The organism is Leptospira paudalimensis (assembly GCF_026151345.1).
GTDB classification, from domain to species: domain Bacteria; phylum Spirochaetota; class Leptospiria; order Leptospirales; family Leptospiraceae; genus Leptospira_A; species Leptospira_A paudalimensis.
This window is the reverse complement of the sequence record NZ_JAMQPR010000001.1, coordinates 1,593,682-1,612,938: the sequence shown is the minus strand read 5'-3', so window position 1 is coordinate 1,612,938 and position 19,257 is coordinate 1,593,682. Positions and strand designations below refer to the sequence as shown.

Genomic DNA, 19,257 nt, shown 5'->3' with positions numbered 1-19,257 from the left:
TAGGCTATATCCTATGTCGGCACGAGTTCCTTTTTTGAAAACGAATCTTTTTTTCATCCTAGTTTTTTCACAATGTGTCTTATTTGAACCAAAACTAAACAAAGTCCCAGATGCATATGTAAGGGAAGAAGTGATGAATGCAGAGCAAAAGAATGCTACCAAAATCCTCACTGAAAAAATCATCAAATTAAACAATGAAGTCACAAACCAAAGAAAGGCAAATGCACTCACATCCCAGGCAATTAAAATTTCCCAAGCCAAGGTAAACAAACATGCTGCGGAAAGAGATCTCAAACGTGCCAAGGAATCCTACTTTACTTTAAAAGAAGACTCTGCCTCTTCCAAACGTTACCTTGAAGAAAGCCAGATGTTTGAATTAGAAAGGGCAAAAGAAGAAACCAGATACAAAACTTGGGTACAAAAAGAAAAAGAAGATAAAGCATATTTGGAAATGAAAGAAGCAGCACTCGGTGAAATGATCGCAGAACTCGAGTTAGTACGATCAGAAATCGCTGTTAAATTCCAAGAATCACAAGGAAAAACTCCTGCAGATCCTGAATATGTAAAAAAAGAAATCTATGAAACTCAGTATGCGGAGAAAAAATCCGATGCGAGACGAAGGTTATCCGATTGGGAACGAATCAAAACAGAAGCACCAAGCCTTCCGAAGGTAAATTTAGAGGATAGTTTCGATGATTCTAAATAAACATCACCTCTTCCCCATCTTCAACGTCATTCTTCTTACCCTCTGTTTCGTTACACCAGGGAAAGTTCAGGCGGATTGGGTCTACTTTCCCTATGAATACAACCAAATCTACAAAGAAAAATATGCCTTAGAATTGGAACTTGCGGACATTCGCAAACAACACCAAAATGAACTCAATCGATTAGAAGAAGAAAAAAAAGACCTCCAATCCCAAATTCGAAACCTCACAGAAGATTTAGAATTGGAAAAACGGAATCGTGCCAAAGAACAAGATGAATATTCTGATAAACTCCGCGATTACGATATGCGCCTTCGTAGTTTAGAGAAAAAAGGAACCGACAAAGAACGTACACTGGCAGAAGAAAATAGAAAACGAGAAGAAAAAGATAGAGCTGAAATCGACTCACTCAAACGTAAGTTAGAAGAAAAAGAAAGAGAGTGCCTTCAAAAGGAACAAAAACTCCGCGAAACCTACGAATCCAAAATGGATGAACTGAAAGAAAGGATTCGCAATTTAGAAGAAGAACTTGCCAATTTACGGAAACTAACCAAAGAACAAAAACGAGAATTGGAAAGGCTTTCGGAACAAACCAAAGAATTTGAAGAAAAACTCGCAAAAGAAATCACATCTGGGCAAATCCGACTCAAACGATTTCATAATAAACTCATCATCAACATAGATGATAAAATTTCTTTTGATAGTGGATCATCCGAATTAAAACCCGCGATTCTCCCTGCCATTGAAAAAATACGAGAGATTTTGGCTGCCTATCCTGAAAACTACATTGTTGTGGAAGGCCATACTGACAATGTGCCCATCAAAACCAAATTTAGAAATAACTGGCACCTCTCCAGCGAACGAGCATTATCTGTTTTAGAATTCATTTTACAGAACAAAAACCTTAATCCAAAAAACTTTTCGAGTGCAGGTTATGGAGAACACCAACCCATTGTTCCCAATAGCACAAAGGAAAACAAAGCACTCAACCGTCGGGTAGATATTGTTGTGATACCAAGAGCAACTAGTTCCTTGGGTGGAAACAATGACTAACCAAAGGCCGAGAAGGCGTAAGCTCATTTTCTTTTTAAGTCTCTCCGGCATTTTGTCGGTGATGATTTTTTTTATAGAATGGGTTGGTTCTAAGGAAAGTGGGAGTTTAGCTCTATTTGCAGATGCAGGCCATATTTTTACCGATGTATTTGCCCATATCATCTCTCTTTTTGCCCTTATCATCGCAGCAAAAAAACCCAACAAAAAATATCCGTTTGGTTTCCATCGTTTTGAAGTCATCGCCGCTTTTTTAAACGGACTACTTCTGATCGCCATTGCGATTTTCATCTTATATGAAAGTTACTTACGTTATTATGGGAATGCTGAAGTCGAAGCAGATACGATGTTATTGTATTCTCTCATCGGATTTGGTATTAATATGATATCAGCTGGTTTACTAGTAGGTGTGAGTAAAACAAGCCTCAATTTAAAATCTGCCTACTTGCACGTGTTAAGTGATTTACTTGGCACATTAGCTGTGATTTTTGGTGCACTCCTCATTCGGTTTACGGGTGTAAAACAGATCGATAGCATTCTTAGCATCTTACTTGGACTCTTTATTTTAAAAACTTCATACGGTATCGTAAAAGAATCGATCCAAATTTTAATCGAAGCTGACACAAGTGATTTTGACAAAGATCATCTATTAGAACATATCCATGTTTTACAAGGAATTGAATCCGTGCCTAAAACTACGATTCGAAAACTCACTTCTGGTGTGTTTTCAGTCGAAATCCAGGTTGCTGTAAAAGACAATGCCAATCGTGATAAAATCACTTTCGAAATTCACAAAGTATTAAAGGAAGAATTTGGAGTTCCCTTTGTTTCCGTAGAAATTGTTTCCGCTAGTACCCTTTCAAAGTTAGAAACTCTATCGATCCGAGAGTCAGAGAGAGAATTTGGCCATCACGGGCATGAACATGGTCATTCTTTTGACCATACAGGGAATCAAAGAAAAGGTCACACCCACAAACACTGATTCTTGGGATACTCATCAACCATCACCTAACTTTGGTTTTTTTAGGAGTTAGGAAGTTTGGTTTCGTTTTTTTAATTGTGTAAGGTATTTGGTCAAAGAATCTTCCCAGACAAATAGTTGCCAATCGGGATCAATGGTTTTTAAGTCTTCCGGTTTCTCCAATTGGTAATACCTTGTCACAGTGAGCAAAAGAGGTAAAATTGGATAGGGAAATCCTTCCAGTAACTTCTCTTTTTGGGGATTTCCTTCGAAACCATGGAGAAAGGATTCTCTCCACTGGATGAGTTTGTTACGTTCCAGATTCAAATCGGAATCGTATGTAGATAATACCTTGGTTTTTCCAATCAAAAGAGACACAAGCGAACATAATTCCTTGAGCCTTAATTCCAAACCCAACTCACCATAATCATCAATCAGTATACTCCCAGGTGAAGTCGGTAAATCTTTCACTTGGATTTTCAAATGACTGACCAGTGGGGTAAAGTCAGTATGGAAACTTTCTTTAGTGACCACACAGGGATGATTTGTTTCTTCGGGAATGGGAACAATGTAAACAGGATTTACATTTTCTTTTTTTGTAACCCAAAATATATAATTTGCTTCACCCCCATTTGTGACAAATGACTTAATTCCTGTTAGTTTTTCTGAAGTAACAGACGATTGTAATTTTTTTATTTTCCCTTCAAACCCAGGTTCACTTACTCCAACAGACAGAATGAGTGTAGGAGTTACCCCCTGAAACGCATCCCATAAAAAATGGGAACCAGGATTTGCATACGGGGAATGAAGGAGAATCCCCCCTGCCACATTCACCTCAACCATACAAGAGAGAGCGAGTGAAACTCCATTGGGTTCTTCTGCAAGTGTCGAAATCTTATTTTGGAATTCATAGTACGATTCTTTTCCTAAGATAAAGTCATAAAAACCAGAAGCAAAAAGATATGGCTTCCAACTGCGGTAAAACCCATTTTTTTCAACTACTGTTTTTGGAAAAATTGAATCTTTTTCACCATAATTGGCAAATAAATGGTAAGGAGATTCATCCATAGATTTTATTTTCCCTTTTTCTTTGCCTGTTTGGCATCAAGAACCTTTTCTTCTTCCAATACTTTTTTCAGGTATTGACCGGTAAACGATCGTTTCACTGTAACAACTTCTTCTGGAGTACCTGTGGCAATGACTTCTCCACCACCATCTCCCCCTTCTGGGCCAATGTCGATGATGTAGTCGCCAGCTTTGATCACATCCAAATTGTGTTCAATGATGACCATCGAATTCCCTTTATCCACTAATACTTGTAAAACGGACAAAAGTTTTTCAATGTCTTCAAAATGCAGACCCGTTGTCGGTTCATCTAAGATATAGAGTGTTTTACCTGTAGGGCGTTTGGAAAGTTCTGTGGACAGTTTAATCCTTTGTGCTTCCCCACCAGAAAAAGTTGTAGCTGCTTGCCCAAGTTTGATGTAACCTAAACCAACATCCATCAGGGTGTCTAACTTTCGTTTAAGATTCGGAATGTTTTCAAAAAACACAACTGCCTCTTCGACAGTCATCTCCAAAACATCTGAAATATTTTTTCCTTTGTATTTTACTTCCAATGTTTCGCGGTTGTATCGTTTTCCTTTACACACTTCACATTCCACATAAATATCAGGAAGGAAATGCATTTCAATTTTTAAGATCCCATCTCCTTCACATTTTTCACACCTTCCCCCAGCCACATTAAAACTAAACCTACCAGGACCATATCCCCTCACTTTTGCTTCTTCCAAACCACTATAAAGTTCACGCACAAAAGTGAATAAACCAGTATAGGTAGCGGGATTTGAACGTGGCGTTCTTCCAATGGCTGACTGGTCAATATTAATGACCTTGTCAATTTGTTCCTTGCCTAATATCTTTTTATGTTTGCCTGGAACAAGTTTCATCCCCATCACGGAACTTGCGAGTTCCTTGTAGAGAATTTCATTGATTAAGGTGGATTTTCCAGAGCCAGAAACCCCAGTAACAACAGTTAAAGTACCTAGCGGAATGGATACATCGATATTCTTAAGGTTGTTATGCGAAGCACCTGTAATTTTTAAAAATTTACCATTCCCAGACCTTCTTGTTTCTGGCATGGAGATTCGTTTTTCACCCGATAAAAATTTTCCAGTTACCGAATGTTTGTCTTTTTTGATTTGTTCGGGAGTTCCAAACGCAACAATTTCCCCGCCGTGGACACCAGCACCAGGACCCATATCCACGATAAAATCAGCTTCTTCCATCGTTTCCTTGTCATGTTCGACTACGAGGACAGTATTTCCTAAATTGCGAAGTCCCTTTAAGGTTTGTACGAGTTTTGTATTGTCCCTTTGGTGGAGTCCAATGGAAGGTTCATCTAAGATATAAAGAACTCCCATAAGCCGAGATCCAATTTGGGTGGCGAGTCGGATTCGTTGCATCTCTCCCCCAGACAACGTTCCTGCGGAACGGCTGAGATTTAGATATCCGACTCCCACATCATTTAAAAAATGTAACCTTTGTAAGATCTCTTTTAGGATGGGTTTGGAGATGGTGTCTTCTGCACCCTTGTATTCCGATTGTTTTGTGAATTCAAGTGCCTTTTCAATGGAAAAACCTGTATAGGCATCAATCCCAATCCCTTGCACCTTGACAGCAAGTGCTTCCTTTCGGAGTCGTTTGCCATGGCACTCATCACAATCATGGTTTGTCATAAAGGATTCAAACCATTGGCGCATGGAATCTGATTTTGTTTCTTTGTATCGGCGTTTTAGATTGGGAATCACCCCTTCATAATTCCGAGAAAATTCATAATGAGAATTGGCACCCCGAAAATCATAATCAATATGGATGGAAGTATCACCATGAAGGATTGTATTTTTTACCTTTTCCGATAAATCTTTCCAAGGAGTATTTAAATTAAATTTCAATTTTTTAGATAACGCCTGTATGGTGGCCATATACCAATAAGAATTGGATTTAGATCCACCCCAAGCTTCGATACAACCTTCTGCAAGAGAAGCTTCTCTATCTGTCACAAGGAGTGCTTCATCAAACTCGAGTAAGGCACCAAGTCCATCACAATTGGAACAAGCACCAAAGGGAGAGTTAAATGAAAATAACCTTGGAGTGAGTTCTGGGATACTGACATCATCACATTTGGGACAGGAAAGTTTCTGGGAAAAAAGATGGTCTTTTTCACCGTCTTCCACAACGACAATTCCATCAGCTGTTTTCAGCGCAGTTTCCACAGAATCCGACAATCGAGATTGGATCCCTGGTTTCATCACGATCCGATCCACAACAATATCGATGTCAGCTTTAAAGTTTTTCTTTAAGGGAATCTCATCTTCGAGGGAATACACTTCTCCATTCACACGAACCCTGTTGAACCCTTCCTTTTTGAACCGTTCTAGGACTTCTTTGTGTTCTCCTTTTTTCCCTTGGATGACAGGAGCAAGGATCTGAAGTTTAGTTCCTTCTGGGAAAATATTAATCCTGTCTGTGATTTGGTCTACTGACAAACTAGAGATTGCCGTCCCACATTTTGGACAATGGGGTTTTCCAACACGAGCGTATAACAAACGTAAGTAATCGTAAATCTCAGTGATAGTTCCCACCGTTGAACGAGGGTTACGATGAGTGGTTTTTTGTTCGATGGAGATGGCAGGACTTAAACCCTCAATTTGGTCTACTTCTGGTTTTTCCATTTGACCGAGGAATTGTCTGGCATAACTGGAAAGGGATTCCACATACCGCCTTTGCCCTTCTGCATAGATGGTATCAAAGGCAAGAGATGACTTCCCAGAACCCGAAAGACCAGTGATGACCACTAGTTTGTCTCTCGGAATGTCGAGGTTTAGGTTTTTTAGGTTATGTTCACGAGCGCCACGAATACGAATAAAGGAATCCACATCGGATAGCTTGTTTTCCTCTTTCATTCTGGAAAGAATTTTAAGGAATGGAAGGAAGAGGACTGCCTGTGTTTCGAATTCTTTTTTTGATTCTTTTTTTGCCCTTCCGCCTTTTGTACCTAATTTATCTACGTCTAAGCCTCCTATTCCAAAGAGGCCGTGATGTGTATGAATTGGAAATGCCACCTCGGTTTGAGGACTCATACAAATCCTATTTTGTCAAAAAACTCCAAGGGAAAGAAGAAACCATTACAAGATTGGAACTTCTCATATTACTCGCAACCATCAGAAAAAATCCAAAAATCAAATCACTTGATATCAATTTACCTCCATTAGAATGGACACTTTCAGAGTTTTATGAAATCAGAAACGAACTTTTGGCCATTCGGGATTCTGGGAAAACCATTCGGATGTTTGCCAAAGAAGGTGGGCTTGGGACTTTACTGTTACTCACAGTCGCAAATGAAACTTACCTTGCCCCGGAATCCGAATTTACTTTGATGCTACCGAGCGCCGAACCTATGTTTTTTGGTAAATTTTTAAAAACATGGGGTATTGAAGTGCAAGCCTTTGCCTCGGGTCCCTATAAGTCCTTTGCAGAAAGTTTCACTCGCGGCGAATTTTCAAAAGAGGCAAAAAAGAATTTAGAATCACTCATTCTCAACCTACGTTCGGTAATTTTAGAGGCACTCACGGGCGGAAAAAAATCTCTAGAATCCCTTTTTTACAAACCGATGTTATCAGCTGATGATTTACTTTCTGCGGGTATCATCCAAGGAATCAAAACTGAGACTGAATTTTTTAGTGAAGATCGAAAAATTTATTCACCTAGTTTTCCCGTTCTTTACCAAGCGATAAAAGATTTTTCACTGATTCCAAAAAGAAAATTGGAAGTGGTTGTACTTCCAATCGATGGAAACATTACTGGCGGAGATTACTTACATAAAAATAGAGAAAATGGTAAAATTGAAGCCTTCTCCCTAATTCCCACTTTGCAAGCATTAGCGGAAGATAAAAAAATAAAAGCTGTCATCTTAGAAATTTCCTCACCGGGGGGATCTGCATTTTACTCAGAACAAATCCACCAAGAGATCTTAGAATTAAAAAAATCAAAACTAGTAACTGCTTACTTTAAAGATACAGTTGCAAGTGGTGGTTATTATATAGCCACTGCCACTGACCATATCACTGCTTCCCCCGTTTGTATCACAGGTTCCATTGGTGCCGTAAGCATCCGTGCCAATTTACAAAAATTATATAAGAAGTTTCAATTGAATAAGGAAGCCGTTGGGTTTTATCCGTTCCGAGACATCCATTCAGAATTCCAACCACTTTCCAAACAAAGTATTTTGTATCTAGAATCCCAAATCAAAAAAATAGAAGCCTTGTTTTACCGCCGAGTATCAGAAGGTAGAAATATTCCACTGGAGACCCTCCCTAAAATTGGAATGGGAAGGGTATATTTACCTACCACAGAAAATAATATTGTCGATTCACTCGGTGGATTACTCGATGCCATCAAATTCGTCAAAGAAAAGTTAGGTGGAAAGGCTATTTTTGTGACTGAAGAATTACCAGCTTACAATCTGAAAAATAAAATCCCACTACTCGGTGGACTTTTGTCTGAATTGAATCTTTTGGAATCACTTGGTGAGGTGTCTCTCCTTTCCCATACCAAACTCCATTGGAAAAATCGAGGGTAATTTTCATACGAATTCAAAATAGAAATCTAAACGATTGCGGGTATAGAATCCGTTTTGATATGTTTTGAGTGGAAATCTGGACAGGAAATGATTCGAATTTAGTTCCCTTCTGAGGCTTTCTGCAAACGATTGAGAAGGCCTTCTTTGCCTGTCTCCTCCTTTGGTTCTTCACAATAGATGGCTTCTATACCCAGTTGGTCACAAGCTTCAAAAAAAGCATAGAGAGCCGAGCTGTATTCCCAGTTGGAAGAAACAAGTTTCACTCGAGTGGGATGGAATTGATGAGTCGGATTGTCGTGACCCTCTGCAGGTGCGAAGGAAAACCCAATCCAAGCAGTGTCGGAATTGTTCCCACATTGGAGAAACTTCGAAACGAATGTTTCGGAAGGAAGGAGTTTCACGTTCGCTTTGGGAGAATAGTGTTTGTATTTCATCCCTGGACTCGGTGGAACAAACTCTCCTCTTTCCGTAATTGAATTTGGCAAAACTAAATTTGGGATCAATCGCTTGAGCTCATTTGACTCAATGGAACCTGGCCGTAACAAAACAGGAGGATCTTCAAACAATCCAACCACAGTAGATTCAATTCCTAAACTTGGTTCCTCAGTCACTAAAATTCCATCCACAATCCCATCAAAATAACGCAGGACATCAGCCATGCGAGTCAGAGACGGTCTCCCCGATAAATTGGCTGAAGGAGCAGAGATTGGTGAGCCACATTCCTCAATCCACTCACGGATGATTGGGTTTTTGGGAATCCGCACTCCAAGGGTTGGTAACTCTTTTGGAAAGACTTTTAAATTTTTTTTAGGAAGGACAAGTGTAATGGGTCCTGGTGCAAACTCGCATAACAATCGTTCTGCAACTTCACTCACATCACAGACAGATTTGATGGCTTCTATCGTAGAAAAATGAGCGATGAGAGGGTTGTCACTGGGTCTTCCTTTGATTTTGTAGATTCGTTTGCAAGCCTCTTCGTTAAAACTAGACGCACCGATCCCGAAAACTGTCTCTGTGGGAAAAACAACCACTCCTCCCTTTCGGATGAGGTCCGCAAGCAAACGAACATCCGAAGAGATAAGTGTTTTCATGTTAAAACTGTTTTGTTTTAGTTTTGGATTTAGATTGTGAATTGGAAACTTTCAGAGCTTCTTTTGATTCCAAATTTTGGATCGTTGTTTCTTCCTTTGGTTCCTCTTCGTCTTTTGCCTTTTCCACGGGTGGAAGTTGGCCTTGTACGAGTTTACTCAAATACACATTGATTTCTGGGTCATTATCCGTCACTAGTTGCCAGAACGAAAATCCACCCAAATCATACTTACGAAGAAGGGTCATTTTTTCTTCAAAGGCACGTCTGTTCATGTAAAATGCAACTCGGTCACAACCACCACTTGTATACCATAAGGATGGATCTTCATATGCTCGGTTTTTATGAATGTCCGAAAACTTCGATAAGTTTCTCCAACTTGCCACTTTATTTTCTTCATTTAAGATCCGGTTGATATCAGTGGGTTGGCGGTTTTTATGGGTACCGGATTTAATCCTTTGTGCATCAGAATGGTAAATTGCTTTCGCAGATGCCTTACAATTGAGAGCCCAGTCATACCCATAGGTTGGAATCGCCATATAAAGTTTGTGGGTTGGGACCCTTTTTTTCGCGTAAGTGATGATGTCTTTTAACCAAACGTTAGGTGCTTGTGGACCAGGACCTGGGTTATGGTATTTCCTTGGGTGGAGTTCATACGCCATAATTTTCACACGGTCTGCGTGTTTAGCAAGGAATTCATAATCATGGGTAGTTGGTCCTCTCCAGTTTTCACGGAAGTCTAAGTGGATTGGTTTAGAGAGTCCACGGCATTGGAGTTCTTTCTTTTTTGATTTTTCTGCTGGGGTTTTTGGATGGACTGCAACAGAGATGAGTTTTCCTTTTTTATGAACTTCTTTGGCAAGAAGGGCAAAAAATTCTTCGAACTTTTCTTTTTTATCACAAGACATCCCTTCGTAGTCGATGTCGATTCCATCATACCCATAGGTCATGATTTCATTCACAATCACTTGGATGTGGTGGTCACGGATGTCACTTCGTCCTCCCATACCAATGTTCTCTTGGATTTTTTCTTTTGGATTTTCCCAACGGAAAATGGTAGGGATGATTTTGACTTTTGGATTTAAGGCACGGAGTTCTTGGACTCGTTCCTTTCGGGATGTACTTGACCAACTGGAAATGAGTTCCCCGTTATTGGAAAGCCCACCTTTCATTGTATAGATAAACGGATGGATTTCATTATAGAGGTGGACTGTTTTTTTCATCGCCGTCCAATCAGTGGACCAAGCAGAAGAACGAAAACTTACATTTTCATCTGGAACGAAGTTTGATGTTTCCACAACTTCTTCTTCCACAGTGAGAGGATCTTTTGTTTCTTTTTTCTCTCCCGTCTCCATTTCAGAAGGAGTGCCAAGAGATGGAGTGGATGCTTCGACTACACTTGGGTTTGTATTTCCCGTTTTCGGAAGGTCTTTCAAAACCAGTGTGGAGCCTGAATTTTGCATGAGATTCATTCCCAAATAAAACGAAATGGCAGATAAAAAGAACCAAGAGGCAAATAATAACGAATACTTCGCCACATTCGAGAGTGGGCGTTTGGGGGAATTAGGGGATTGTGATTCAGACATATACGTTTCTTCTAGGTTGATTATCGAACTGTTCAGAAAAAAAGAGTAGAGATTAATCGAAACCCACTCTATCTATCTGTATCCCATGATTTTTTAGGAGCCTTTCTCTCCTAGTCGAAATTCAGATGGGGAGGAAAAGAAATCCATGAATGCCTTAAAACAAAAACCGGTGATCCTTTATACTGTCCTACTCAGTTTTTTTCTTACTTTTTTACTGCTTGCGGAATTGACGGGTAGTAAATTATTTTTTGCCTTTGGGTTTACCATGACTATGGGTGTTATCCCATTTCCTGTTACGTTTATCATTACAGACTTACTCAATGAATATTTTGGGCGTAAGGTGGTGCGAGCCACAACCTTTCTTGGGATGCTCATGATTGGATTTGCCTACCTTCTCATCGTCATTGATATTCAAATCCCGGCAAGCCCTGATTCTCCCATTGATGATGCCTCCTTTGAACGAGTGTTTGCCAATTCAGGCCTTGTGATCCTTGGTTCCATCATCGCATACGTAATTGGCCAGATGATTGACTTACATACCTTTCATTTTTTACGAAAAAAAACAAAGGGAAAACACATTTGGTTACGGGCTACAGGTTCCACTGTGATTTCACAACTCATTGACTCCTTTGTCGTGATCTTCATTGCCCTTGGAAAGTACCACCCAGTACCAAAACTCGTATCGATTGCCAGTACCAATTTTTTATACAAAATGGGAGTTGCGATCCTCATCACACCTGTTTTGTATGCCATCCACATTTACATTGATCGTTACCTGGGTACGAGTTTAAAAGAACAAATGTTCAAAGAAGCGATGGAAGAAGAAGGGTATGAATCTTCCATCCAACCAGGGTAATCTAATGTTTCAACCAAGGTCCGAACGTTTGCAATCTCTCCTCGGAAACACTCCTGTCAATATCGGACATAGAGGGGCAAGGGGCCTTGCTCCAGAGAATACGCTCGTATCCTTTCTTGTTGGATCAGAATCCACTCATTATTTTGAGTTGGATACCATGTTATGTGGATCGGGAGAACTGGTTGTCATCCATGATTTTACAGTCGACCGAACAACTGATGGAGAGGGAAAGGTTGCCGAGATCCCCTATCGTCAGTTAGCTGAACTGGATGCTGGTGGATTTTTCTCCGAGGATTTTGAAGGTGAACAAATTCCAACCTTATCTCAAATCATACAAACTTTGCCTGAAAAAACTGTGTTTGATATCGAACTGAAAAGTGAAGGCAAAAGGGAAGAACGAGAAGATTTAGCAAAAGCAGTTGTCAAACTCATCCGCAAGTTCCAATTACAAAATCGAATTTGGGTGAGTAGTTTTGATTGGGAACTTGTAGACTTAGTACGAAAAGAAGAACCTGAGGTTTTACGTGGACTACTCATTGAAAAAGGAGATTCGCTAAACGAACGTTACATGGAATTTGAACCAGATTTGATCCTTCCCCATTTTTCCGCTTGTTCCAAGGAATTTGTATCCAAGTGTAATTCTGAGTCTTTACTTGTGATTCCTTATACTCCCAATACAGAAGAAGAATGGAAATCTCTCATAGACGCAGGAGTATCGGGTCTTATCACTGACTTTCCCGATCGTTTGGCTCAGTTTTTAGCTAAATAAAGCCAGATCCAATTCCCCCAACGGTCTTCATATAAGGAATACCCTTGGTTTGGAACGGCTTGTACCAATTGGCAATGGGAAATCATTTTGTCTTCCAGTTCATTTTGGCTCACTTGGAGTGTGAGGGTACCTCCCCGCACAGGGCAATGTTCCGTTTCTTTTGAAAAAACAATTCGTAAACCAGACTCCAATTCTAGTTCCGCATGACCAAAACTTTCTTTCAGAACTTTGCCACCTAAAATGGATTGGTAGAAGTGCAATGGTTCGGAACAATTTTCTCCACCAGCCAAATTGACAGAGTAGAGGTTTAACGTTTTGTTTCGAGACAGATTTTGTTCTGGCATATGAATCCAATCCTAATCTTTAGAAATTTTTTCCAATCATATTTCTATGAATCTGGGAAACAAACCAAACGGAACGAGGGATTGGTTTTGATTCTTTTCCTATTCATTTCTGGATTCATCAACTTTTTGTTATGCGAAACCATTTATTTTATCCCTTTATACTCTGCTGACCAACTGTATACAACACTATTTGTGCATGATTGGATGAGTGGGAATGGAATATCCCATTGGTATCTCCCTCCTTCTCCCTATTTTTTTCCTGACATAGGGTGTATGGCCTTCTTGTACTTTGTATTTCCTTTTTTGTATCTGCCTACAATGTATGGAGTCATCCAGATGGGTTTCCTTCAATTCGGATTGTATTCGTTTTTGTCATCAAAACTAACAAAACGAACTACCATCCAATTGTTAATCTGGTTCCAAACCTTATTCATAATCTTTTCGCTACTTGGGGAAACCTTTGGAGATAAACCCCTGCCCTTGGTTTATTTTGTTTCGAATGCCCACCATAGTACTGGTTTTTTCTTTAGCCTATTCCTTGTTAGTCTCTACCACCAATTCCAATCCAAAGAAAATTCAATTGCCATTTTCCAGAATCAAACAGAGTTTCCGATCGGAAAGAAGTTTAGTCGAGGTGTTTTGTTCTCCAAATTGTTTGTACCCAAACATATTCCTATGTTTTTGTTCTTAGTCGGTTTTAGCCTTTTATACCTTTCCGATCGATTCTCGTTTTGTATTGGAGTGTTTTGTTTGATCGTAATCAATGTTTCGGGAATCGATTCTAAAAAATGGAAAGAGACCTTTCAGAAAAGCTTTATATTTTCCTTTCTCATCATTTCGCTTTACACCATTGCAATGGAACTCATCCTTTTTTTTCTCAAAACAAAACTGAAGATTCCCAATAGTTTTGGAATCCTTTTAGGTTTCCTTCAAACAAAAACATTAGGGGAGGTTACATTCCTAACCACTCATTATGTATATGATTTTGCCAAATTGTTGGTCTATGAAAATCAATCTTTACTCGGTTTGTTGTTTGTGTTCGTTTTCTTTTTTCATCGATTTCCACACCAACTCAAACGAATGTTTCTTCTTTTGATTCCGATTTTACTTTTCCTCCTCATAGTGGTGGGTCGGTTTACCTACCTCCATCCCTATCCCATTCGTTACCTTTTTCCCCTTTGGTTTTTGGGACTCATTGGAGTCTCCTGGGTATTGGCAAACAAGATGAATCCCTTCCCTCTCCCCATCTTTTTCCTTTCTCTTCTCCTCTGGATTTTGGTTCTCAATGAGTTTCCAAAACCCCGAAAAGAGGTTCAAAATTACCACCAGAGCATCACGAAACAAGAGGTATCCTATGACCTGGAAAAACCGATTCGCTTTTGGACGGAAGGTAAACGAAATCCTACCCCTGTAGACAAAAATGGGAAACCATACCACTGGATCACAGGTGCTTTCCATACTCCTTGACAGACATCGGGGAAACTATGATCTGGAAGGAGATGGAAGATTACGTACGGATTTTTGATACGACTTTGAGGGATGGAGAGCAGTGCCCTGGTGCTGCTATGAGTGAAGATGAAAAAGTAGAAATTGCGGGTCACCTTGCTCGGATGAAAGTAGACATCATTGAAGCAGGATTCCCCGTTTCTTCCCCAGTCCAGTTCAAAGCCGTCGAAAGAATTGCACGTGAAATAGAAGGTCCTACCATTTGTGGTCTTGCACGTGCCCTCCGCCCTGATTTAGAAGCGGCAAGAGACGCCCTAAAACCTGCTAAATCCAAACGCATTCATACATTCATCGCTTCTTCTCCCATTCATATGAAACACAAACTCGGAAAATCACCTTCCGAAGTTTTAGAGATGGCAAGGATTGCCGTTCGAATGGCAAAAGACTTTGTCCCGGATGTTGAATTTTCACCAGAGGATGCAACAAGATCCGAATGGGAATTCTTACGTGAGTTAGTTGAGGCTGTGATCGAGGAAGGAGCAACTACCATCAACATCCCAGATACTGTTGGTTATACAACCCCTCAAGAATACATGGATTTGTTTCGATTTTTAAAAACAAAAGTGAAAGGTGCAGACAAAGTCATTTTTTCTGCGCATTGTCATAATGACCTTGGCCTTGCTGTTGCGAACTCCCTTGCTACTGTACTCGCGGGTGGACGCCAAATTGAATGTACCATCAATGGGATTGGAGAACGAGCAGGTAACACAGCCATGGAAGAAGTGGTCATGGCATTAAAAACGAGAAAGGATACCTTTGGTGTGGAAACAAATATTGACTCCACTCTCATCACACGTGGTTCTCATTTGGTAAAAACCATTACAGGTATGGTTGTACAACCTAACAAAGCGATCGTGGGAGCTAATGCATTTGCCCATGAATCAGGAATCCACCAAGATGGTGTGATCAAAAACCGACAAACCTATGAAATCATGACTCCAGAGTCAGTGGGTTTAAAATCCAACCGTATGGTACTTGGTCGTCATTCAGGTAGAGCTGGATTTAAAGACCGAATCATCCGTATGGGTTTTGATCCCAAACCAGAAGAAATTGACAATGCATACAATCGGTTTTTGGAAATTGCAGATAAAAAAAAGGAAGTTTTTGATGAAGACATTGCTGCCCTTTTCCAATCTGAGATTAGCCGATCCCAAGTGGATGAAACCTACCGCCTGATTTCTTTCGAACAAAATACTGGTTCCGACAAAACACCATACGCAAAGGTAAACTTACAAATCAAAGCTGAAACAAAAGTTGGGGAAGCAAAAGGTGATGGACCTGTTGATAGTATCTTCAAAGCCATAAGTTCTGTAACAGGACTTTCCCCACTCTTATCTCGCCTTGTGATCTCTCCCGTCACAGAAGGAACCGATGCGATGGCGGAAGCCTCTGTCACATTAGAAGACGGTGAACGTCGGGTTGTGGGCAAAGGCGATTCAACAGATATCATAGAAGCTTGTGCCAAGGCATACATCAATGCTTTGAATCGGTTGTAATCAATGGCTTCACAAGAAAACCAATTTGACCCAAAGTTGTTTGTGAGAAAGGAACTCCAACAATTTTCTCCCTACACTCCGGGAGAACAACCAGGCCTTACCACTTCTACTATCAAGTTAAATACAAACGAAAATCCCTATCCTCCTTCACCAAAAATCCAAAAGGCTCTCGAAGAAGTGATCGAAAAGGGATTACTCCGTAAGTATCCCAATTACCATGCAAGGAAACTACAAGAACTCATCGCAAATGATTATGATTTGGACCCAAACCAAATCCTTGTGACCAATGGTTCGGATGAAGCCTTACGTTTGTTATTCCAAACCTTTATAGGTCCCGGTGATATGGTTGTAGCACCAGACCCAACCTATTCCTATTACCCAGTTCTTACCGAACAAATGATGGTGGGAGCGAAGTACAAAGCGGTTCCTGTCTTAGAAAATCTACATTTTGATTTTGAAACACTTAAAAAATCAGAAGGTAAGTTACTATGTTTTGCCCATCCAAATGCACCTACGGGCATCGAAGAACCGAAGGAAAAACTATTAGATCTGATTTGTTCCTTTCGTGGCCTTGTATTGTCAGATGAAGCATACATTGATTTTACGGATGCCAGCGCTAGTTTGATCTCTGAGATCAAACACCATCCAAACTTACTTGTTTCTAGAACTTTTTCTAAATCATATGCACTCGCTGGACTTCGTGTTGGTTACATTGTAGGTTCACTTGAAACCATTTCATGGATACGAAAACTCAAAGATTCTTATAATGTTGGAATCATTGACCAAATGATTGCAGAAACTTCTTATAAGGACAAAGAATATTTCTTAGAGAAACGAAAACTTGTTATTTCAGAACGTTCTCGCCTGAAGACCAATTTGGAATCCCTGGGATTTACCATCCCAGATTCTTCTACTAATTTTCTCTTCTGCAAACCAAAATCAGGGATTTCGCCTGAACAGTTATACCTTTCTTTAAAGGAAAAAAATATCCTCATCCGGTATTTTTCCTATGGAATTTGTAAGGATTTCATTCGAATTACAATTGGAACAAAGGAAGAAAATGATATCCTTTTCCAATCCCTGAATGCCTTAGTCTAAAAAAAACCCAACAAAACAATTGTTCTGTTGGGTATATATTTTTTGTTCATCTATGTTTCGTTAGAGTTAAAAACTCAATCCATCTTTTTTAAAATTCGATTTTCTTTGATTTAAGAATTTCGAATTTCAATTTTTGTTTTTTTCGGTTCAATTTTAGGAATGGAAAGTTCCAAAATTCCGTTTTTCATTTTTGCAACCGCTTTTTCAGAATCAATCGCTTTGCTAATGGTAAACTTTCGGAAATAGTTACCTTCTTTGTATTCCGCAAGTCGAACCTGACCTTTTTCTTCCGCTCCCATTTTGAATTTCCCTTCTAATTGGAGTTGGTCTTTTTCGATTGTGATCTCAACAGATGTTTCATCAACACCAGGCATTTCCACTCGGAATAAAATTGTGTTTTCAGTTTCATAAACATCTACATTCGGAGAGTAAACCCTTACTTGTGGTTGAACATCTTTCACTCCAGCCTTTTCATCTAACGTTTGTTTATTTTCTGTAGTCAGTGTATTCATATCGTTTTCTCCTTCTTTTATCCGATGTTGATGGATACTTTTTTCGGTTTGTCTTCTTCTCTTCTTGGTAAGTGGATGTTTAAGACACCGTTTACGTATTTTGCAGAAACTAGGTCTTGGTTCACTCGGAATGGAAGTTCAAGAGTTCTATGGAATTCACCATGGAAAATTTCCCTGCGATGAACTTCTGTTCCTTCCGCTAAATCTTCAGGTTTTTTCTTTCCATGGATGGAAAGCATATTGTCTTTAACATTGATTTCAATTTGGTCTGTGTCCATACCAGGCAAAAGGCAAGTGACTAGTGCCTCATCCTCTTTTGTGTACACATTCACAGGAGGAAAATGCGAAGAACTTCCGAATTGATCATTCAAAATAGAACGAGTCAACTCATCGTTCAAACGATCAAAGTCTCTCCAAAACTGGTTAGTTTTTGTTTGTGGGTCTAGAATTCGAAATAACATGCAAAATCTCCTTTTAGCACTCTTATTCGTAGTCTGCTACTTCAATTAGCACTCTATATCTTTGACTGCCAATTGTCAATTCGAATTTAGAATTTTTACATTCGGTAAAAAAAATTTTGTCTCATAGGCATAGGAACCATAGTTTGGATGGCAATGGCTATTACGGATCATTTGAATGCACTTGGGATCCAAATCCCTCCTGTTCCTGCAGCACTTGCTGCCTATATTCCTTCTAAACATTCAGGAAATTTGGTGTTTACCTCAGGCCAACTCCCCCTAGTTTCCGGGAAGTTACGAAAAATGGGAAAAGTTGGAAAGGATCTCACGTTAGAAGAAGCAAAAGAAGAAGCCAAACAGTGTTTACTCAACGCACTTTCGGCTTTGTTATTGCAGATAAGCTCTCTAGACCAAATCAAATCAATTGTTAAACTTGGAGTTTATGTTGCAAGTGACGAAAACTTCACTGAACAACACTTAGTTGCCAATGGTGCTTCCGAACTTGTAGGTCAAATTTTTGGCGAAAAAGGAAAACATGCGAGATTTGCCATCGGTGTGATTTCTTTACCTCTCAATGCAAGTGTAGAATTAGAGATGACAGTTGAAGTGGAATGACAAATTCAATTTTAAATTTAATTTCCGAATTCTTAATTTTCCTGAAAGAAACAATCAAACTAATACCAGATTTACTCAAAGTTTGGTGGTATTTAGGAAAAAGGATTACATTGTCATTATATAGTTATTGGAAAACAAAACTATTCTATGATAAAATATTTTTTATTTTTTTATTCCTCCAACTTTTGTTTGCGGTTTTGCCTTGGTTCCGTTATGAGATTACTTTTTTTGAAAGTAAAGAATCCATCTCATTAAGTCCCAAACTCAACTCCATATTTATCTTAATCAGTTTACTTAATTTTTTCTTTTTAGGTTTTTGGAAGTCTTCTTGGACAAGGATTTGGTTTTTTGCAACTGAGATGGTATCAGCGATCATCGTGATTTGGGGATATTTAGAGCCCAAAAGAACGTATTATGACTTTGTCAATGCAAGTGAAGTGACAACTCAAATCACTTTTTACCTTTTCCTAGGTTCACTGTTTTTTGCCTTTTTATTCGGGTATTTAAGTTTTAAAAAAGAGGATGAGGTATTTTTACATTCCCACTAGAATCATTCAAAGGGAAACTGAAAATA

At 39.4% G+C, this 19,257-nt stretch carries 18 protein-coding genes; 11 read left to right on the top strand and 7 right to left on the bottom strand.

Features of this window, described 5'->3' with window-relative positions:
* Nucleotides 1–34: 34 nt before the first annotated feature.
* The 3 genes from ND855_RS07520 to ND855_RS07510 are packed head-to-tail and all read left to right on the top strand — an operon-like array spanning nt 35 to nt 2,736.
* The gene (locus tag ND855_RS07520) at nt 35–706 is read left to right on the top strand and encodes a hypothetical protein (RefSeq protein WP_265356082.1); all 672 of its coding nucleotides are present in this window, start codon (nt 35–37) and stop codon (nt 704–706) included.
* Complete coding sequence (locus ND855_RS07515; protein ID WP_265357831.1) at nt 693–1,757, top strand: OmpA family protein; 1,065 nt, start codon at nt 693–695, stop codon at nt 1,755–1,757. The genes ND855_RS07520 and ND855_RS07515 overlap by 14 nt, the downstream gene beginning before the upstream one ends.
* Nucleotides 1,750–2,736 carry a cation diffusion facilitator family transporter gene (locus ND855_RS07510; RefSeq protein WP_265357830.1) on the top strand — a complete coding sequence of 329 codons (987 nt, stop codon included), beginning with the start codon at nt 1,750–1,752 and terminating at the stop codon, nt 2,734–2,736. Before ND855_RS07515 ends, ND855_RS07510 begins: the two co-directional genes overlap by 8 nt.
* A 48-nt stretch (nt 2,737–2,784) precedes the next feature.
* Here the strand turns inward: ND855_RS07510 and ND855_RS07505 are convergent, their stop codons facing one another.
* On the bottom strand, nt 2,785–3,783 hold the full coding sequence (locus ND855_RS07505) for an acyl-CoA dehydrogenase (protein ID WP_265357829.1): 999 nt from the start codon (nt 3,781–3,783) through the stop codon (nt 2,785–2,787).
* 5 nt (nt 3,784–3,788) lie between these two features.
* Nucleotides 3,789–6,680 carry an excinuclease ABC subunit UvrA gene (uvrA, locus tag ND855_RS07500; protein ID WP_265359359.1) on the bottom strand — a complete coding sequence of 964 codons (2,892 nt, stop codon included), beginning with the start codon at nt 6,678–6,680 and terminating at the stop codon, nt 3,789–3,791.
* Nucleotides 6,681–6,832: 152 nt separating this feature from the next.
* Here uvrA and ND855_RS07495 point away from each other — a divergent pair, with 152 nt between their 5' ends.
* Nucleotides 6,833–8,356 carry a S49 family peptidase gene (locus ND855_RS07495; RefSeq protein WP_265357828.1) on the top strand — a complete coding sequence of 508 codons (1,524 nt, stop codon included), beginning with the start codon at nt 6,833–6,835 and terminating at the stop codon, nt 8,354–8,356.
* A gap of 98 nt (nt 8,357–8,454) precedes the next feature.
* On the opposite strand, the gene ND855_RS07490 is transcribed toward ND855_RS07495, so the two are convergent.
* On the bottom strand, nt 8,455–9,447 hold the full coding sequence (locus ND855_RS07490) for an L-threonylcarbamoyladenylate synthase (protein ID WP_265357827.1): 993 nt from the start codon (nt 9,445–9,447) through the stop codon (nt 8,455–8,457).
* A gap of 1 nt (nt 9,448) precedes the next feature.
* A complete protein-coding gene (locus tag ND855_RS07485) occupies nt 9,449–11,029 on the bottom strand; it encodes a glycosyl hydrolase family 18 protein (RefSeq protein WP_265357826.1) in 1,581 nt (526 codons plus the stop codon).
* Nucleotides 11,030–11,174: 145 nt separating this feature from the next.
* Between ND855_RS07485 and ND855_RS07480 the strand changes: the two genes are divergently transcribed.
* Together ND855_RS07480 and ND855_RS07475 are read left to right on the top strand one after the other, a co-directional pair.
* On the top strand, nt 11,175–11,885 hold the full coding sequence (locus tag ND855_RS07480; protein ID WP_265357825.1) for a queuosine precursor transporter: 711 nt from the start codon (nt 11,175–11,177) through the stop codon (nt 11,883–11,885).
* A 4-nt stretch (nt 11,886–11,889) separates the two neighbouring features.
* Nucleotides 11,890–12,654, top strand: a complete 765-nt coding sequence (locus ND855_RS07475) for a glycerophosphodiester phosphodiesterase (RefSeq protein WP_265357824.1) — start codon at nt 11,890–11,892, stop codon at nt 12,652–12,654.
* Here the strand turns inward: ND855_RS07475 and ND855_RS07470 are convergent.
* Entirely contained in the window at nt 12,636–12,998 is a 363-nt protein-coding gene (locus ND855_RS07470) for a VOC family protein (protein ID WP_265357823.1), read from the bottom strand. The genes ND855_RS07475 and ND855_RS07470 overlap by 19 nt on opposite strands.
* Between ND855_RS07470 and ND855_RS07465 the strand changes: the two genes are divergently transcribed.
* From ND855_RS07465 to hisC, 3 genes are read left to right on the top strand one after another with little or no spacing between them, the layout of a single operon-like run.
* Complete coding sequence (locus ND855_RS07465; RefSeq protein ID WP_265357822.1) at nt 12,999–14,465, top strand: hypothetical protein; 1,467 nt, start codon at nt 12,999–13,001, stop codon at nt 14,463–14,465.
* Nucleotides 14,466–14,482: 17 nt separating this feature from the next.
* Nucleotides 14,483–16,000, top strand: a complete 1,518-nt coding sequence (locus ND855_RS07460; protein WP_265357821.1) for a 2-isopropylmalate synthase — start codon at nt 14,483–14,485, stop codon at nt 15,998–16,000.
* Nucleotides 16,001–16,003: 3 nt separating this feature from the next.
* On the top strand, nt 16,004–17,098 hold the full coding sequence (hisC, locus tag ND855_RS07455; protein WP_265357820.1) for a histidinol-phosphate transaminase: 1,095 nt from the start codon (nt 16,004–16,006) through the stop codon (nt 17,096–17,098).
* 110 nt (nt 17,099–17,208) lie between these two features.
* Here hisC and ND855_RS07450 read toward each other — a convergent pair whose 3' ends face one another.
* Together ND855_RS07450 and ND855_RS07445 are read right to left on the bottom strand one after the other, a co-directional pair.
* The gene (locus ND855_RS07450) at nt 17,209–17,610 is read right to left on the bottom strand and encodes an Hsp20/alpha crystallin family protein (protein ID WP_265357819.1); all 402 of its coding nucleotides are present in this window, start codon (nt 17,608–17,610) and stop codon (nt 17,209–17,211) included.
* Nucleotides 17,611–17,627: 17 nt separating this feature from the next.
* Nucleotides 17,628–18,071: an Hsp20/alpha crystallin family protein gene (locus ND855_RS07445; protein WP_265357818.1), complete on the bottom strand. Its 444-nt coding sequence runs from the start codon at nt 18,069–18,071 to the stop codon at nt 17,628–17,630.
* A gap of 153 nt (nt 18,072–18,224) precedes the next feature.
* Between ND855_RS07445 and ND855_RS07440 the strand changes: the two genes are divergently transcribed.
* Both ND855_RS07440 and ND855_RS07435 read left to right on the top strand, forming a co-directional pair.
* Entirely contained in the window at nt 18,225–18,683 is a 459-nt protein-coding gene (locus ND855_RS07440) for a RidA family protein (RefSeq protein WP_265359358.1), read from the top strand.
* A complete protein-coding gene (locus tag ND855_RS07435) occupies nt 18,680–19,231 on the top strand; it encodes a hypothetical protein (protein WP_265357817.1) in 552 nt (183 codons plus the stop codon). Before ND855_RS07440 ends, ND855_RS07435 begins: the two co-directional genes overlap by 4 nt.
* Nucleotides 19,232–19,257 lie beyond the last annotated feature (26 nt).